Source organism: Roseicyclus marinus (assembly GCF_030163795.1).
In the GTDB taxonomy this organism is placed as follows: Bacteria; Pseudomonadota; Alphaproteobacteria; order Rhodobacterales; family Rhodobacteraceae; genus Roseicyclus; species Roseicyclus marinus.
The window spans coordinates 76,995-94,479 of the sequence record NZ_JASJOF010000002.1 but is presented as its reverse complement, the minus strand read 5'-3'; the positions used below and the strand labels follow the sequence as shown (position 1 = coordinate 94,479).

The window sequence follows — 17,485 nt, the reverse complement described above, 5'->3', positions numbered from 1 at the left end:
TCAGATAATTTGGGACAGTTGAGCGAGCTTTCGTTTGGAGGCTCTGGCTCATCCTTGATTGAGGTTATGCGTTTTCAGTTTGGTGGCGCAAGCGCCGCTTGAGCATGGTTTTGCGTTTGATCTCCTCTCGCTGTTTCAGGATCTGCTCGGCGCGCCCGAATTACACATCGGCGGGTGTCAGGTTGCCGAGGCTCTCGTGGCAGCGCTCGTTGTTGTAGTAGTCGACGGAGGCCGCAATCTGCAGCTTCAGGTCACTGGGTAGGAACTAATGCTCAAGCAGAACGCGGTTCTTCATGGTCTGATGCCATCGCTCGATCTTGCCCTGGGTCTGGGGGTGGTAGGGCGCGCCGCGGACATGCTGCATCCCTTGTCGTCGATGTAATCCGCCAGGTCACCTGCAATGTAAGACGAGCCGTTGTCACTGAGCAGTCCAGGCTTGGCGACCACGGCTGCGCGGTCGCAGCCGGAGGCTTCCTGCGCCAGATCAAGCGTAGCGGTCACGTCCTCGGCCTTCATCGTCGTGCAAAGCTTCCAGGCGATGATGTAGTCCGCCCTGAACATCATGCGGCGAGCCCCTTCAGACCGCAATCAGATCGTTCAGCGCTGCCCCTTGCCCCGAATGCGTCGAGCAGCGCCGCCAGGATTTGGACCCAAAGAGCCCTGAGGTGGGCCAGGATCATGCGTATGTTGTGCCCGCACCCGCACAGGACGGCATGAAGCGCGTCACCAAGCGTGCCCGTGAGAGCGCAGCGCGCGAGACGCCCATCCGTTTTCATGTGTCCGATCGTTGGCTCGATCGCGCTGCGTCGGCGAAGGTCTCGCTGAAGCGCCGGGGTCATCCCGCGTCTCGAGCCGGCGATGTAAACCGCCGTGGTCTGGACCCCGTGGCCGCGATAGCCGCGATCCACGAAGGCCCGCTTCGGGCGGGTGTCCGTCAGGATTTCCAACTGCTCCAGCGCCTCGCGCAGCGTGTGCCCATCATAAGGGTTCCCGGGCATCGATCGAATGCCGACAACAAAGCCCTCCTTGTGGGTTGTCGTCACCAACACCTTCGTTCCGAACTCGTAGTGCACCCGCGCCATGCCCTTGGAGATGCAATCCACCTTCGGCTCATGCAGCGCGTAGAGCTTGCCATTGTCCTTCGGCTTCTGGCGCAGCCGCCGGTCCACAAGCGCGACCTCCACCTCGATCCGCTGCCGAAGGCTGTTGTCGGTCACTCGGCCCAGTTGGCGCTGGATGTCCCGCATCACGCTGCCAGTATAGCCCTCCAGTCGCCGCAGCGCCTTGCGCATCCGCTTGAACTGCCGCGCATGGGCATAGCGCCCGACCTGGCCCGACAGACGCGGCGCGAGCCGCTTGTAACTCTGGCGAACAGACAGGTCTGCTTCTTGAGCGAGCACCACCAGACGCCGACGGGCTTTCTCGTAAAGCCGCGCATCCGTGGGATGGGCGATTGCCTTTTCCATTACCTTGGTGTCCACGATCACTGCCTCGACGCTGCGTTCCGAAATCACCCCGGCCCCGCGACCCGCCTCGATCGTCTCGGTTAGCAGCCACTCGACGCCCTCCTCACCAATCCCTCTACGCCACTGCGTTAGCGACGAGGGGTCGAGCGGGAAGCGGTGCTGAAAGAACGTCTCGCCACAAAAGTGCTGGTAGTATGGGTTCTCCACCCAACGCGCGACCACGGCCTCGTCCGACAGCCGGTAGGTGTGCTGCAGGTAAAGCAGCCCCGCCACCAGACGCGGCGACGTCGCAGGGCGTCCCATATGCGACGGGAAGAACCCGGCCCATTCGGTCTCAAAGAAATCCCAGTCGATCAGCGCAGCCAACTTCACCAGCGCGTGACGCATGTCGATCATATTGGTCAGGCGCGGACGCAAGAGATCATCCTGTTCGAGGCCACGGGATTTAGGCTTCATCGCTCAATCCGAAATTGCAGGGTTCTGGTCCAAAACCGACCAAATCCTGCAACTCGAAGACACAGAAAACATAACTTCACAAAAAAATCATAGCGTTGCGACTTGTTCAGACCGGATTAGTTAGACTTTACCCATGCCGCTACCGGTCGCGGTGTCTATCCAAAGGTTTGATAAATAGCTCGCAGGGAGATCGTCGAGATAACGCTTGCTGACTTTGCCACTTGGAGACACCCGACCCGATTTCACCCCGCACCGTCATCTTCTGGCTCTGATAATCAACGAGTGTGGAGCCAACTTAACTATAACGGCATCCTGAAAGATATCCGCCTCACATCAATCTGTTAATATCGATACATCTGCAGGCGTTTCGCCATATGCGCCCACTCCCAAATCGATTGAGTACCTGCCCCCGGTCAAAGCTGCTAATTCCACTTCGTCTAGATCATGCGGCTGCCGAGCAAGAATTTCACCATCTCGTTCAACAATTAACTCCGCGACGGTAATGCGGAAATTAAGAACCACTTCTTCCTCCGGAACAAACGGTGCTAGTGTTTGATTTTTTAATAGTGCGCAATGAACCGCGCCGTATTCGGATTCAGAATGCGGCGGCACAAAGGTATGCTCATCTTCATCAAATACCGTAGCAAAGGTGTTGCCTGTGCCAACGCATATTTTTCCATCCAACACCGCAATGGAAGTGACGCGTTGGCCCCAAAGGTCTAGACGTGCGCCTTCGATACAATTTGGCACCTCGACAAGATCGCCTGGGCAATAAGCGCGCAACGCCGGCACAAAGTATGGCTCCTTGCTGCTAGATCTTGTTGGATATGAAAATACGCGATGTGAGCCTCCATTAGTCATCCAAATCGCATCAGAATAATAAAGCTCGCCCCATGGAAACATGCCTACAAATAGCATCCCGTAGGATGACACTAGAGCCTGGGATTCTAAGTTACGTGTACCATCATCTCTTTCCCAAGGCTCTACTTGAAATCTAGGTAAGCCTGTACGGTTGGCAAACGAAGAGCCACTTTCCACCGCGTATAGTTCGCCCATTGGATAAGTGCCCGCCACGACTGCATCATCAGCTAAAGAAAACCCATAAATCTCCGTGATATGATCGCGCTCGCAATTCCGCAGTGAAATTTGATCCACTGAGCCATTGGGGTCGACGCTGTAGATCAGTGGGCAGTTTTGCTGCGAGCTCTCTAAAAATGGCCAGCCACCGCCACCTATTAAAAGACGGTCCGCAATTGGGTACATCGCGTAAATATAGTTATTATCTGGAATGATGGCCTGCTCAGCCAAATAAAAACAGGCTTCTCGCACTTCGTTAAGTGGTGCACGTACAACTTCATTTCCAATATTTGCATAAAAATATCCACGCCAAATCGTCGCCGCTGAAAAACTTTCGCCAGATTCCAATGGTAGCGTGCCAAAATAACCGTCTGCACTCACAGCAGACAAACCCTGACAATTCTGGTAATTATAAACAATTGACCATGGAACATCTGCAGTGCGAAACACGTACGAGCCCATTCCGGCAGTGTCTATTCCCCCAAGATCAATGAGTGGTATCCATTGTTGCGCTTCAAAATCATACATTGTTCGAGCAATATATTCGTAAAGATCGCCACCCACATTTCCAACCATTGAAGATGGAAAATCTTGCAGCGGGCGGCCCAGAGATTGCCAGTCGATGAGAGTATCATCTGGACGCCTACACCAAAATTCAATATCATTTTGGTTTTGATAAATTCTAGTGCCAACACTTGAGACGAAACCAGCGCCACACGCTAAATCAACGTCGCTAAAATCAATGGAAAAAATTGACCCAAGCGCTGGATTTGATGGCGGAATTCCATTAATCTCTACCAAAAGGTCTAAGACCACATTGCTGTCCGCATCAGATAACAAAACATCTTTGGCGCCTTTGAAGGCAACAAAACCTATAAGGGCGACAAAGAGGCAAAAAAAGAAAGTTTTCAATGCCATACTCTACGAGGCGACAGGGTAAAAATCTTCATGCGTTTAAACTCCAACATTTCTAATTTGATCATCTCAACCGACATTCCCCAAGCAGCCTGCCTTTCGACGTCAAGATCGACTAACTGCTCCAGCTGATCAAACGTTTTCCGCCGCGATCGGCGTCTGATGTCAGACAGACGTGGCTCTCTGTGCGCCATGCGCCTGTCTAGCGAATTGCTCGGATAACCTCGGCGGTCTTGTCCATTTCCGCCTCCGTCAGCGTCGGATGCACCAGAAACATTAGGCTCGTCTCACCCAGTTCTTGCGCGACGGGTAGGCGCTCTGGCAGGCCGCCAAAGGCCTTCTCGCGGTATATCTCCGAACATGAGCCGGAAAAGCAAGGCACTCCCTGCGCGGTGATCTGGTTCATAATGCGGTCGCGCAGTGCGGCGTCGCCCCTCACAAAGATATAGGCTTTGTACCAGGCATGGGTCACGCTCTCGGGGATATCCGGTACGCGGAACAGCGGGTTGGCGCGCGCAGCCTCCATGATTGCCTCCGCGTTGCGGCTACGGGCGGATTGCCATTCGTCCATGCGCCTGAGCTGAATGCGGCCAATCACCGATTGCGCCTCGGTCAGGCGCCAGTTGGTGCCGATGCTCTCATGCAGCCAGCGAAAGCCCGGCGCGTGGTCGCGCTCATAAACCGCCTCCCAGTTTTTGCCGTGATCCTTGTAGGCCCACATGCGCCGCCAGAGCGTCTCGTCATTGCAGGTGACCATCCCGCCTTCACCGCCCGTGGTCATGATCTTGTCCTGACAAAAAGACCACGCGGCTACATCGCCCAATCCGCCCACTGGCCTGCCATTCAGCGCCGCGCCATGGGCCTGCGCGCAATCCTCGATCAGCTTGATGCCGCGCGGCTCTGCCAGCGCGCGCAGCCCGTCCATATCGCAAGGCCAGCCCGCGAGATGCACGCAGATGATCGCGCGGGTATTTCGGGTGATCAGCGGCTCCACAGTGGCAGGCGTGATGGTCTGGCTGTCGCGATCCACATCGGCAAAGACGGCGCGTGCGCCTGCGTTGACCACGGCAGAAGCTGACGCGATGAAGCTGCGCGGGGTGACGATCACTTCGTCCCGCTCGCCGCCGCCAAAGGCGTGCCCGATTCCTAGCCCCTGCAGCGCCAGATCCAGCGCAACCGTGCCGTTGGCCAGCGCGATGGCATGGGACGCGCCGACGAAGGCGGCAAAGTCCTTTTCAAAATCTCGCCCGATCGTGCCGGTCCAGTAATTGACCTTGCCCGAGAGGATCACGTCACGGACGGCATCGGCTTCTTCCTCGGTGAAGGAAGGCCAGGGAGAGAAGGGTCCGTTGAGCATTCTTGGTCCTTTCGTTCGGCCGAGCGCTTTCACCAGGTGAAAGCTGTCTGAAATCCGTCACGGATTTCGTCGCCCATGCGTTAAAATTCCTTGGCGGGCACACCGCCAATGCGCGCGCCATCCCCTACATTGCGTGTCACCGCCGCACCCGCACCGACCATAACATCACTCCCGATGGATTTATACTCGCGCACCACGGCGCCAATTCCGATCCACGTACGCGCGCCAACAAACACGCCGCCGCCAAGCCGCGCGCCAGGCGAGATATGCACCCCGTCGCTGAGCACACAATCATGATCGACGCTGGCGCAGGTGTTGATGATACATCCCTGTCCCAGTTTGGCGAAAGGGGCAACGACCGCGCCGGCACAAATGACACTGCCCGCCCCGATCTCGGCATGAGGCGACACCACTGCGGAAGGGTGAATCAGCGTCACAGGCGTCTGGGTTAGGGTCTCAAAAAAAGACAGCCTCGTCGCGTTATCTCCGATCCCCAGCGCGACATCGGCTTCGTCCTGTGCCTCTGGTCTGCCAGTGACGGGCCACGCGCCACTTTCGTGCAGCTTTGGATATCCGGCATCCAGAAAGCTGATTTCCCGATAGCCCATCCCTTCGGCGATATCGGCCAGTACCCGTCCATGGCCGCCGGCACCTATGATGCGCAGGGCGTTCATCTCTCACCCTTGAACTTTGGCATGGTCGCCTCGCCATCTGCGGAAATCCCGTCCTGCTTTATCACTTTGCGGATTGTGAGCGCGATGATTTTCAGATCGAGCCAGAGCGAGCGGTTTTCCACATACCACACATCCATTTCTAATTTCTCCGGCCAGCTGACCGCATTGCGCCCGTTGATCTGCGCCCAGCCGGTCACGCCGGGGCGGACCTCATGACGGCGCATCTGACGCGGCGAATAGAGCGGGAGGTATTCCATCAGCAAAGGCCGCGGACCCACAAGGCTCATCTCGCCTTTCAGTACATTCCAAAGCTCGGGCAGTTCATCAAGCGAATAGGCGCGCAGCTTGGCCCCCAAAGGCGTCATCCGCTCGGCATCGGGTAATGGGCTGCCATCGGCGCTCAGGGCATCGCGCATGGTGCGGAATTTGATCATCTCGAAGGGTTTGCCATGCAGGCCCAGACGCGTCTGACTAAAAAGCACCGGCCATCCCAGATTGCGCCGGATCATCACGGCGAGCAAAATGAGCACAGGCGCAAACAGGATCAGCCCTATCCCCGCCCCGGCAATGTCAATGACGCGCTTCATGTGGCCCCCTGATCGGCAATGCCTTCCACATAGCGCACAAATTCGGCCATCACGACCTTGGCGTCAAACAACTCGGAAAAGAGCCTGGGACCCGCATCCGTCTTTCCCCGATACCGCTCCGGCTCGTCCGCGATCCGGCGCAACACGGCCCCAAGATCATCCGCATCGCCGGTTTTGTACCGGATCAGAAGATCATGGGGTCCAAGCACACGGTCCAATTCGCCATCGAGATTGGTCAGTGTGCGCAGGCCCGACCGAGTGAAATCGGCCACCTTGTTGGGAATGGACAGTTGGAAATCGAACCGGTCGAGATAACAGATCATGCCGATGTGACTGGCCTCGTAAAGGGCGCTCAGCGCGTTTTGGCTGACCCATCCACCGTAGATCACATGTGGCAGGCGCGCGGCCATCTCTTCGATACGCGGGGTCAGGTCGCCTGAGCCGCAAAAGACGAATTCCAGCTTGTCCGCGGCGCTCTGGGGCAGGGTTTCGATGGCGGCGAGCAATGTCTGGATATCGAGATGCGATATCAGCGTGCCGGACCAGACCAACCGTGTCTTGGGCGCGGCCAGATCGACACCGCGCGCTTGCCAGAACTCAGCATCGGGCACGGCTGGCGTGGCGCTCTGGCTTTGGTAGAACACCCTGTCGAGGTTCGTTGTTTCGCGCGCGAAACGTGTGTGCGCCCAGTCCAGCATGCCTTGCGTGATCGAAATCACCGCATTGGCATTTTGCATGGCCCGCTTGCCCATCCGCTCCCACGGCCAGAAATACCCTTTAAAGGGCAGGCCTGTTTTTGCAGTGATGCGCTCGTAGAAAATATCCGGCCACAGATCGCGGATATCGAGCACGACCGGAATGCCATGCGCCCGGCCGAACGTGGTGGCGGCATAGGCCAGATCAATCGTCGGCCATGCACAGATCATCACATCCGGGCGAGGCAAGTCCGAGGCAAGGCGCAGAAAACCTCGCCGTACCTGCGCATGGTCCAGAAACCGCGCAGGCGTGATATGCGAGCGGTATCCGCGCGAGGACAGAAAGACCATGTCAGGGCCTGCCTCCGATGGTCTGAGCACGCGATCGGGCTGCACATCGCGGTGATGCTTGAGCTGATGGTGGAACTGCCCAGTCCACCACGTCACCTCATGGCCTGCATCCATAAGCGTTTGCGCCATCAGACCTGTGCGAAACAGACGGTCGCCGGACTCTGCGGGCAGGTAGGGAACAGGCTCGCCTGTTTTGATCACCCATGCCCGCATGCGTTATCCCAGCGCGTCGCGCAGTGCGGAGATGACCTGTTCCTGCGCATCAGGCTCTAAATAGGGATGCATGGGCAGGGAGAAGACCTGTTTGGCAATGGCTTCGGATGTGGCCAAGCCCTCGGGATCGGTCGGAAAGCGATCATAGGCCTTCTGCATATGGAGCGGCATCGGGTAGTAGACGGTGCTCGGAATACCCGCCTCCTTAAGACGCTCCATGATCGCCTCACGGTCCTGACCATCGCGGGTCTTCAGCGTGTATTGTGCCCAGATCGAACGGCATTCATTGCCCACCACAGGCGTGTCGATTACATCCTGAAGCGCATCCGTGTACCGGTCAGCAATGCGCTGGCGCGCGTCTAGCTCATCGGCGTAGATCGCCAGTTTTTCGAGCAGGATCGCCGCCTGAATCGTGTCGAGGCGCGAGTTCATGCCGATGCGCACATTGTTGTATTTATAGTCGCCCTTGCCATGAAAGCGCAGCGAGACCAGCAGTTCTGCCAGATCATCATCATTGGTGAACATCGCGCCGCCATCGCCATAGCAGCCCAGTGGTTTGGCCGGAAAAAAGGATGTGGTCGTCAGATCGCCGAACGTGCCCGTCATGCGGCCACGATAGGTGCCACCCCAACCCTGCGCGCTGTCGCCGATCATCTTGAGACCTTCGGCCTCAGCGAGCTCGGTTAGCGCGTCGTAATCGGCAGGCAGACCGAAGAGATCGACGGGGATTACCAGTTTGGGCGTCAGACCCTGCTCTTTGGCATGGGTGATACAGCGTTTGAGGCTGCCTGCGTCCATGTTGAAAGAGACCGGATCGACCTCGACGAAAACGGGCGTCGCACCCATGCACGGCACCACTTCGGCGGTGGCGGCAAAAGTGAAGGACGGCACAAACACCGCATCCCCTGTCCGCACACCCAGCGCCATCAGCGCGAGTTGCAGTGCATCGGTGCCATTGGCGCAGGTGATCGCATGTTTCGCACCACAGAACGCCGCCAGCTTTTCCTCCAGCTCATCCACTTCCGGGCCGAGGATGTAGGCGCCGTGATCCAGCACAGCTGCAATGCGCGTGTCGATTTTTTCGCGGATACGGGCCTGCTGGGCGGCAAGATCGATGAACTGCATGGGATTACTCCGAGATGAGCATGAGTGTGCCGTTTTCTTCGGCATAGCGTTCGCCGGTGCGCGGGCAGGTCAAGTCATCGCCCAGACGCTCGCCCGTACGGCTGACCCAGCCGATGCGCTTGGCCGGAACACCTGCCATCAGCGCATGATCGGGAACATCCTTTGTCACAACCGCGCCAGCCGCGATCATGCAATATGCACCCAGCGTATTACCGCAAACGATGGTGGCATTGGCACCGATCGTCGCCCCACGTTTGACCAGCGTTTCGCCAAACTCGTCCTTACGCTGCACATGAGCGCGAGGGGTCAGCACATTGGTGAAGACGCAAGACGGCCCGCAAAAGACGTCATCCTCCAATGTCACACCTTTATAGAGCGCGACGTTGTTCTGGATTTTACACCCATTGCCGATGGTTACATGTGGACCTGCCATAACATTTTGCCCGAGCGAGCAATTGGCTCCGATATGGGTGTGGCCCAGCACATGGACGAAATGCCAAAGCTTGCTGCCTGCACCGATATAGGAGGGCGCATCCACATAGGCGCTTTCGTGGACGAAGGCGTCTGCGTGAACCTTTGCGCCGTCCGCAATCATCCGGCGAGAACCTTCTTGATGTCTGGGTGCTGCTCGCCTCTGGAGGGCTCGATGGGCGCTGTACGGATATGGGAGACTATCTCGATGGAGGGGCGCACCACATCCAAACCGTAGCCATTGCCGTCAAGCACGTTCTGGTAGGACGCCGTATGCAAATCGGTGAAGCCGCCGGAGAATTCCATCTCTTCGCCCTCGACAGTGATGGAGCGATGCGTCGTCTGGCCCGCAGGTGTATGCGCAGGCAGGTGATCACGGTTAATGGATAACACCCAGCGCACGCGTGCGTGCGCGAACTCCAGATAGCCCGCCGCCGCATCCGCGCCGCGGTGATGCACGATATTTTCTTTGATCGGGCCGAAGACAAAGCTCAGCATGTCGTAGAAATGCACGCCGATATTCGTGGCGATGCCGCCGGACTTTTGATCGAAGCCCTTCCAGGAGGCGTGATACCACGCGCCGCGCGAGGTGAAGTAGCCCAGATCCACATCGTAGATCTTGTCCTTTGGGCCATTGGCGATTTTCTCTTTCAGCGCGATGATCGCGTGGTGCAGACGAAGTTGAAGGATCGAGTTAATGCGCTGCCCGGTCTCGGTCTCCAGCTTTTCCAGATCGTCGATATCAGACGGATTCAGTACCAGCGGCTTTTCGCAGATCGCATCCGCGCCCGCGCGCAGGGCGAAACCTATATGTGATTTGTGGAGGTAGTTGGGGCTACAGATGCCAACATAGTCGATGCCCGTGCCGCGTGTCTTCAGATCATGCACATGGGCGTCGAAGCGTTCGAACTCGGTGAAGAAGGCGGCATCGGGGAAATGGCTGTCCATGATGCCGACGCTGTCATTGATGTCATAGGCCGCCTGCAGGATGCCGCCGGTTTCCTTCATCGCTTTCAGGTGGCGCGGAGCGATGTAACCGGCTGCGCCGATCAGAGCATAATTGGTCATGTCGGTCTCTTTTCTTCACGCGCGCACAACGCGAGTATCGCTGCGGAACTTGCCACGTGTATCGACAAGAATGGGCGCATGTTCGCGGATCATGTCGTAGTCGAAATCCGTGTGGTCAGTGAGGAGGATCACAGCGTCATAACTGGAAAGGCTTTCGGGCGTCAGGTCCACGGAGGACAAATCGAAATCATGCTCACGCATCTCCGGGAAAACCGGTACATTCGGGTCCGAATATGCCACATCCGCACCCCAGTCGCGCAGCAGCTCCATCACGAAAACGCTGGGGCTTTCACGCATGTCATCTACGTCGCGCTTATAGGCTATACCAAGTGCCAAGATCTTTGCGCCCTTTAGCGATTTGCCCGCCTCGTTGAGTGCACGAACGGTCTTGTCGACTACGTATTGCGGCATGGAGGCGTTTATCTCGCCTGCCAGCTCGATGAAGCGGGTATGCAGGCCAAATTCGCGCGCTTTCCATGTCAGATAGAACGGATCGATCGGGATACAGTGCCCGCCAATGCCCGGGCCGGGGTAATAGGCGGTAAAGCCGAAGGGCTTGGTCTTGGCGGCATCCACGATCTCGAAAATATCGAGACCCATCGCGTCCGTGACGATCTTCAGCTCATTTACGAGGCCAATATTGATTGAGCGGTGGATGTTTTCCAGCAGCTTGACCATCTCGGCAGCAGCGGTCGAGGACACAGGCACCACATGGTCGATAAATGCGCCATAAAGCGCGGTGCCAGCCTCAAGACAGGCAGGCGTATGACCGCCAACGACCTTCGGGATGGTCTGGGTGTTGAAATTCGGGTTGCCGGGGTCTTCGCGTTCGGGCGAGTAAACGAGATAAGCGTCTGTGCCAGCGGTCAGGCCGGCCTTTTCCAGATAGGGCAGCAGCACTTCGCGCGTGGTGCCGGGCCATGTTGTGCTCTCCAGCGAGATCATCTGACCTTTGCGCAAGTACGGCGCGATCATATCCATCGTGGCGGTGACAAAGCTTAGATCCGGTTCGCGGGTCTTGTCGAGCGGTGTCGGCACGCAGATCAGCAGCGCATCGCATTCAGCGGCGCGCGAGAAGTCTGTGGTTGCTTCGAAGCGGCCGTCGACCATGGCTTTAATGTCGTCGCCAGACAGATGCTTGATCGGGGATTGACCGGAGTTGAGCTGATCAACACGGCGAGTGTCGATGTCAAAGCCGAGCACGGGTAGACCTACTTCATGGACACGCATTGCAAGGGGAATGCCTACGTACCCTAGACCGAGGACACCGATTTTGGCGGTTTTCGCGGAGACTTTTTCAGGAAAATTCATCCAGACATCCCAATAAAACTCTGATGGTCGACGCTCTCATATTCTATAGATCGGGGTGAGTACAATCTCGATTATACCTAGGGTCAGGTGGCTTGCTGCCGGTTTCGTTGAGCTACTCCCCAACTCTTGGACAGCTTTTCGGGTAATTTAGTTTAGTCGACGCTGAACATCACGTCGCGAACGCCCTGAAGCCAGATTTCGCACCGCTGGCGCGCCGGTCGCGGAGAAGATCGCCATCAGCAACGCTAGGAATTCGGCCTAAAGAGCCTTGAGGTGGGCCAGTATCATGCGTATGATATGGTAAAAGCCTCACAGGACCGCTTGGAGCGCGTCACCGAGCGTGCCCTTCAGGGCACAGCGGGAGAGGCGGCCATCCGTCTTCATGTGCCCAATAGCTGGTTCGATGGCGTTGCGTCGACGCAGGTCGCGCCTGAGCGCCGGGATCATCCCGTGTTTCTGCCCTGCGATGTAGACCGCCATGGCCTGTACGCCGTGGCTCGGATAGCCGCGATCCACGAAGGCCTGCTTGGGTGCGTGTTTCGGTCAGAATCTCCACCTGCTCCAGCGCCTCTCGCAGCGTATGCCCGTCATAGGGGTTACCCAGCATCGAGCCCATCCCAACGATCAACCCCTCCTTGTCCGTCGTCGCAACCGATACCTAGGTCCCGAACTCTTAGCGCACCCGCGCCTTGCCCTTGAAGACGCAGTCGACCTCCGGCTCGTGCGGTGCATAGAGTTTGCCGCTGTCCTTCGGTTTCTGCCGCAGCAGCCGGTCCACGAGGGCGATCTCCGCCTCAAGCCATTGCCGCAGGGCCACGTCCGCGATGCCGTCCAGCTGGCGCTGGATGTCCCGCATGACACGGCCGGTATAGCCCTTCAGTCGCCGCAGCGCCTTGCGCATCCGCTTGAGCTGGCGGTCATGGGCATAGCGTCCGACCTGGCCCGACAGCCGCGGCGCGAGCCGCGCATAGCTCTGCCGCAAGGACAGCCCGGCCTTCTGCACGAGCGCCACTAGGCGCGTACGCGCCTTCTCGTAAAGCCGCGCGTCCGTCGGGTGGGCAATCGCCTTTTCCATCACCGTGGTGTCCACGATCACCGCCTCGACGCTCTGCTCCGAGATCACCCCGGCGTCGCGGCCTGCCTCGATCGTCTTAGTCAGCAGCCATTCCACACACTCCTCGCCGATCCGCTTGCGCCAGCGTGGACTTGCCCGGAAAAAGTGGAGAGCACCAACTGAGGAACCAGGAGGTGTTCTATGGGAAACGGGAACAGACCGACGCCGGAGTTTCGGCGTGAAGCGGTGCGTCTGGCACTGACCAGCGGCCGGACGCGTCGGGAGATCGCAGAGGATCTCGGCATTGGCCTGTCGACGTTGACGCGGTGGCTGAGCTTGGAGCGCGACGCCAGCGAGCCGAGCGAGGCGCCGGTTGATGTGCATGCCGAGCTGAAGCGGCTGCGGCGGGAGAATGCGGTCCTGAAGCAGGCGCGCGACATCCTAAAAAAAGCCGTGGCCCTTTTCGCGAAAGAGGGAAGTCGATGACCTTCGGCTTCATCGAGGCGGAGAAGGCTAGCTTCCCGATCAGCCGGATGTGCCGTGTCCTGGGCGTCAGCCAGAGCGGCTTCTTCGCCTGGCAGGACCGCCCGGCTTGTCGCCGCCAGCAGCAGGACATGGTCTATCTGGCGCATATCCGTACGGCCTTCGCGCTATCGAACGGCACCTACGGTAGCCCGCGCATGCACCGCGATCTCGTCGACGAGGGCCATGAGATCGGACGGCATCGCGCGGCACGACTGATGCGCGAGAACCAGTTGATCGCGCGGCAAAAGCGACGGTTCAAGCGTACGACGGACAGCGAACATGCCTGGCCCGTTGCGCCCAATCTTTTGGCGCAGAACTTCACAACGGACGGCCCGGACAGGAAGTGGGGGGCGGACATCTCCTACATCTGGACGGCAGAAGGCTGGCTCTACCTCGCCGTCGTGCTGGACCTCTTCTCGCGCCGCGTCGTCGGCTGGGCCACGAGTGACCGCCTGAAGCGCGACCTCGCCGTCGAAGCCCTGCGTCGTGCTCTCGTGGCTCGCAACCCCGCGCCGGGGCTGGTTCACCATTCCGACCGCGGATCGCAATACTGCTCGGTCGACTATCAGGCGCTGCTCCGCAAACGCGGTATCCTGATCTCAATGAGCGGGCGCGGAAACTGCTACGACAACTCGATGGTCGAAACCTTCTTCAAGACCATCAAGTCGGAGCTAATCTGGCCTGTAGCATGGCAATCCCGTCAGCAGGCCGAAAACGCCGTCGCCAGATACATCGACGGGTTCTATAACCCCGTCAGGCGACATTCATCGCTCGGCTTCCAGAGCCCCATCGCCTTCGAGCGAAAGGCAAGGGAAGTGAGCTAAACGCTCTCCACAAAAGTCGGGCAAGTCCACCCGGACCACCAACGGAAGCGAGCGCATTAATGAGGAGTTCCGCCGCCGCATCAAGAGCCAGACCGTACTGCCCTGCGCCGAGACCGTGCCGATGCTCCTCTGGGCGCTGCTCGCATCCGGCGAAATCCAGATGCGCAAGGTCGACGGCTGGGAAACCCTATCTCAGCCCCTCGAACCCATGCCCCTTGACCTCGCAGCCTGAAACACCGATCCATCATGTGTCCGGAGCGTGCCACGGGGAAGCTCCACAGCTTTCGAGACACAACCTCGTGACGCGTTTCCATCACATCGGCTGCAAAGCCGGCCTCAGTCAGGAATTTGAAAAGCCACTGAGACAAAGGGCCGGCCTCGAGGGTCACAGCGACCACTTCACCCGAGGCATCTGCTTCAATGCCGCCACCAGCAGCTGCGTTTCGCTCGCCGCTGTCATATCCCTGACGATCCTGCCCTGCGCAGACACCGCGCAGATCGCCGTGGTTGCCAGCGAGACGTCTAGTCCGATATACACATCCACATTGTTGCCCTTTCGTTTCCATAAATCGTTTGACGCGCCTCATCGCACGACCCCGCGACAGGTCGAACAGCGTGCCAAGGGCAACGACACCTCACCAAACCTGCTCGATTAATGCGCTACGGTAATTCCTTGGACGCACCCTGTTACTGCATCTCTCCGTTGGATTGAACACCCCGAGCCTACGGCTCAGGGACAGTAACGCCACCCTTCAATCTGAGAAGTTCGACATCGACTGGGACATTTCCCATGGCAAGCTGTCCACTGAATTGTGCTCATGCGGAAGAAGGGCCTACTTAGAGATATCGATAAATGCCAAAAAATGCGAACGAACGCCGCAGATCGACTTATGAGTAGCGTGCATGTCCTTGACCTTGCAAGTCCAGCAGGGCATAGCATAGCGCTATGCTCGATCTTATTTCGGAGGTTGGGCATATTGGACAACCGCTCGCAAAGGGTTCCACGCATGCGAAATAATAAAGCAGGGCTTGCGAAGTACAATTCATGTAAAAATTGCGATGGGCAATCTTTTATCTCAATCTCCACTTACAAACGTTTTTGGCATGTCTGTATCGCATGTGGTGATGCAAGGCCAATTCAAAGAGAGCGATATCCCCTACGTTGGTTGCCATACGACGACCTAAAAAAGCAGATCCACCTCGATGAAGCCAAGATGTATGATTACTTCACAACGGACATACATGTCAAATTGGCCATTGAGGAGGCGCAAGAGTTCCACGAGCGCTTCGTTTCTCCAAAGGGTTTGCCGTTAAAAGGTAAGAGTTTGCTAGACATCTCGGGTGGCAATGGGCATTTTGCAAAATGGTATGCCGACTCTTTTTCGATGTCAACTTCGTTCACCGAAATCAATCAATCTGCGTTGGACTATGCGCGCAAACATCATGGATTTGATCGTGTAGAACACTATGACTTAAACAAAGACAATTTGTTTGACAAAGTTGGACGAAAATTCGACGTTGTCATGGGGAGAGCGTGTATCATGTTTTGCGACGAGTTAAGTGCTTTCGCACGTCAGCTCCTCGAGATAACAAATCCTGGTGGTTTAGTAATAATTGACAGGTCAACGGAGCCAACGCTAGGAACGCTTGTGCGTGTTCAGCTTGATGAGTTTAGCTATCATATCTTGCGGCAGCCGAATACTGTTGAGCAGGCTTTCAGAGATGCCGGCTTTGATGTCATGGCTCGACATGATGAAACGGATCCAAGCCTTTACGTATACGACCATGATCTATTGCCGCATTGGAAGTGGATCCACTATATTTACGAGATCAAAGGGTTGCAGGCATTGGATGGGCGGCGTGTCTTTAACCTTCCTGCACGCGATAGGCGCCGAACGACGTTTTTCTTTCGTGCGCCAATTTGAGAATTTAGTGTAATGATCTGCGTTGGGGTTACATATTTTTTAATCGATACCGATGGGGGGTGTTAGATGACTGTAAATGAAATGATGCTTGATCCGCAATCAATTAACTATGATGTATTTCCTCCTGATTTTCGTGAAGTACAAAACGGGAAGCTCGTTATTTTTGGCATCCCTAAGTGCGGTAATACTTGGGTGCAATCCCTTCTTTGCAAATATTTTGATGTAAGTCCTGTATTGACAGTTGATGAGTTCAATATCGGTGGCGTCCTGTCAATTCATGACCCCTTCGAATCATATATGAGAGAGCGAACTGATTTCGTAAGCGGTATTTGCTTGATTCGTGATATTCGGGACATAATCGTGTCTTATTTTCACTATGCCAACACGGATCAGTGGCGGCGCTCGATGACGCGAAGCTATTACGATGACTTTGATGCGTTTTACTATGAGTGGTTTTTGTCACGCTGTGTACCGGCCCATCGCCTTCATACATTCGCAGAGGAATTTGCAGCACGTGGTGTTCCAATTGTTCGCTATGAGCGTTTGAACGCCAGCCCACAGCATGAGTTCAGCCGATTATTGCGGCGTTTGGGGTATGATGTTGATCACAAACATTTACACTACTGTGTTGAGCAACATCAATTAAGTAAACTCAAAAAGGAGGGACTGGATATCCGGTACAGAGTTGAAACGTCTCATTTTAGAACAGGCGGCTGGGGAAATTTCCTTGAAGAGATGCCCAGTCACATCTTGGCAGATGTTAATAGGCGGTTTTCAGGTTATTTAGAAAGATGGGGTTATCCGCTTGATCTATCTGAGGCAATCGTCGCCGATTATCGGCATCGCCTATTTAAGCTATCTGGACTGGATGAATAATGTTAAGATAAAAAATGGATTGACTGGAGTGCCCCCACTGAAGTGGTCCACCAACCGGGGTAGATTTGCTCCTCAAATTGGAGGACCAGGAGATGGCTGGGAAGCTGGAGAAGCTGACCTGATCCCCGGATTGTCCTCGATCAGAAGTTAAGTCGGTTCCGTGTTTGGTCCTTCTCTGACCGGTTGAATTATTCCCGTTGCGTGAGCCCATCGAGGCTCGTGTGCGGGCGGTGGTGATTGTAGTCGTTGCGCCATGCCGCAATCAATTGGCGGGCATGGCGCAGCCCGACGAAGAGGTGCTCGTTCAGGCATTCGTTACGGAGCCGTGCGTTGATGGGGAAGACGGCCCCGCTCCTGAGAAGGGACCGTATACTGGTCCTAGTTTGCAGAAGGAGCATTCCCACGAACCCAGCCACCGTGGTGTTGATTTCCACCCAGAACTGAGCCGGGTAGGCGCATAATTTCCACTGAGAATTGAGCCATGTGAACCTTCCCCCGAACGCGACGAGCATCGG

Annotated in this window: 14 protein-coding genes and 4 pseudogenes; 4 read left to right on the top strand and 14 right to left on the bottom strand. The window is 56.8% G+C overall.

Annotated elements, in window-relative coordinates; translation table 11 throughout:
• Positions 1-64 precede the first annotated feature (64 nt).
• The 12 genes and pseudogenes from QQK63_RS03270 to QQK63_RS03215 all read right to left on the bottom strand — a co-directional run.
• A pseudogene (locus QQK63_RS03270) lies at positions 65-546 on the bottom strand (transposase); the annotation flags it as partial.
• Positions 547-560: 14 nt separating this feature from the next.
• A complete protein-coding gene (locus QQK63_RS03265) occupies positions 561-1,922 on the bottom strand; it encodes an IS5 family transposase (protein ID WP_277827594.1) in 1,362 nt (453 codons plus the stop codon).
• A gap of 333 nt (positions 1,923-2,255) precedes the next feature.
• Positions 2,256-3,917 carry a hypothetical protein gene (locus tag QQK63_RS03260; RefSeq protein WP_277827596.1) on the bottom strand — a complete coding sequence of 554 codons (1,662 nt, stop codon included), beginning with the start codon at positions 3,915-3,917 and terminating at the stop codon, positions 2,256-2,258.
• 199 nt (positions 3,918-4,116) lie between these two features.
• Positions 4,117-5,271 (bottom strand): DegT/DnrJ/EryC1/StrS family aminotransferase, encoded by a 1,155-nt coding sequence (locus tag QQK63_RS03255; protein ID WP_277827598.1) that lies wholly within the window; start codon positions 5,269-5,271, stop codon positions 4,117-4,119.
• Between the two features lie 80 nt (positions 5,272-5,351).
• On the bottom strand, positions 5,352-5,945 hold the full coding sequence (locus tag QQK63_RS03250; protein ID WP_277827600.1) for an acetyltransferase: 594 nt from the start codon (positions 5,943-5,945) through the stop codon (positions 5,352-5,354).
• Positions 5,942-6,532, bottom strand: coding sequence for a sugar transferase (locus QQK63_RS03245; RefSeq protein ID WP_277827602.1), 591 nt, complete (start codon positions 6,530-6,532; stop codon positions 5,942-5,944). Before QQK63_RS03245 ends, QQK63_RS03250 begins: the two co-directional genes overlap by 4 nt.
• Positions 6,529-7,707, bottom strand: a complete 1,179-nt coding sequence (locus QQK63_RS03240; protein ID WP_277827605.1) for a glycosyltransferase — start codon at positions 7,705-7,707, stop codon at positions 6,529-6,531. The genes QQK63_RS03245 and QQK63_RS03240 overlap by 4 nt, the downstream gene beginning before the upstream one ends.
• Positions 7,708-7,794: 87 nt before the next feature.
• Complete coding sequence (locus tag QQK63_RS03235; protein ID WP_277827607.1) at positions 7,795-8,916, bottom strand: DegT/DnrJ/EryC1/StrS family aminotransferase; 1,122 nt, start codon at positions 8,914-8,916, stop codon at positions 7,795-7,797.
• Positions 8,917-8,920: 4 nt separating this feature from the next.
• Positions 8,921-9,511 carry an acyltransferase gene (locus QQK63_RS03230; RefSeq protein WP_277827609.1) on the bottom strand — a complete coding sequence of 197 codons (591 nt, stop codon included), beginning with the start codon at positions 9,509-9,511 and terminating at the stop codon, positions 8,921-8,923.
• Complete coding sequence (locus tag QQK63_RS03225) at positions 9,508-10,455, bottom strand: Gfo/Idh/MocA family protein (RefSeq protein ID WP_277827611.1); 948 nt, start codon at positions 10,453-10,455, stop codon at positions 9,508-9,510. The genes QQK63_RS03230 and QQK63_RS03225 overlap by 4 nt, the downstream gene beginning before the upstream one ends.
• A gap of 15 nt (positions 10,456-10,470) precedes the next feature.
• Positions 10,471-11,766, bottom strand: a complete 1,296-nt coding sequence (locus tag QQK63_RS03220; protein WP_277827613.1) for a nucleotide sugar dehydrogenase — start codon at positions 11,764-11,766, stop codon at positions 10,471-10,473.
• 312 nt (positions 11,767-12,078) lie between these two features.
• Positions 12,079-12,967, bottom strand: a pseudogene (locus QQK63_RS03215) (IS5 family transposase); the annotation flags it as partial.
• A gap of 54 nt (positions 12,968-13,021) precedes the next feature.
• Here QQK63_RS03215 and QQK63_RS03210 point away from each other — a divergent pair.
• Together QQK63_RS03210 and QQK63_RS03205 are read left to right on the top strand one after the other, a co-directional pair.
• Positions 13,022-14,169 (top strand): IS3 family transposase gene (locus tag QQK63_RS03210; RefSeq protein WP_277827615.1). Its coding sequence is split into 2 segments (ribosomal slippage): positions 13,022-13,273 and positions 13,276-14,169, totalling 1,146 coding nucleotides; the frame shifts between segments, so codons are not numbered across the junction.
• Positions 14,170-14,191: 22 nt separating this feature from the next.
• A pseudogene (locus QQK63_RS03205) lies at positions 14,192-14,401 on the top strand (IS256 family transposase); the annotation flags it as partial.
• 153 nt (positions 14,402-14,554) lie between these two features.
• On the opposite strand, the gene QQK63_RS03200 reads toward QQK63_RS03205, so the two are convergent.
• On the bottom strand, positions 14,555-14,713 hold the full coding sequence (locus tag QQK63_RS03200; RefSeq protein ID WP_284283172.1) for a hypothetical protein: 159 nt from the start codon (positions 14,711-14,713) through the stop codon (positions 14,555-14,557).
• Positions 14,714-15,176: 463 nt separating this feature from the next.
• Between QQK63_RS03200 and QQK63_RS03195 the strand changes: the two genes are divergently transcribed.
• Positions 15,177-16,094: a methyltransferase domain-containing protein gene (locus QQK63_RS03195; RefSeq protein ID WP_277827619.1), complete on the top strand. Its 918-nt coding sequence runs from the start codon at positions 15,177-15,179 to the stop codon at positions 16,092-16,094.
• Between the two features lie 66 nt (positions 16,095-16,160).
• Positions 16,161-16,970, top strand: coding sequence for a sulfotransferase domain-containing protein (locus QQK63_RS03190; RefSeq protein ID WP_277827621.1), 810 nt, complete (start codon positions 16,161-16,163; stop codon positions 16,968-16,970).
• 188 nt (positions 16,971-17,158) lie between these two features.
• Here the strand turns inward: QQK63_RS03190 and QQK63_RS03185 are convergent.
• Positions 17,159-17,302 (bottom strand): annotated as a pseudogene (locus QQK63_RS03185) (integrase core domain-containing protein); the annotation flags it as partial.
• Positions 17,303-17,485: the final 183 nt, after the last annotated feature.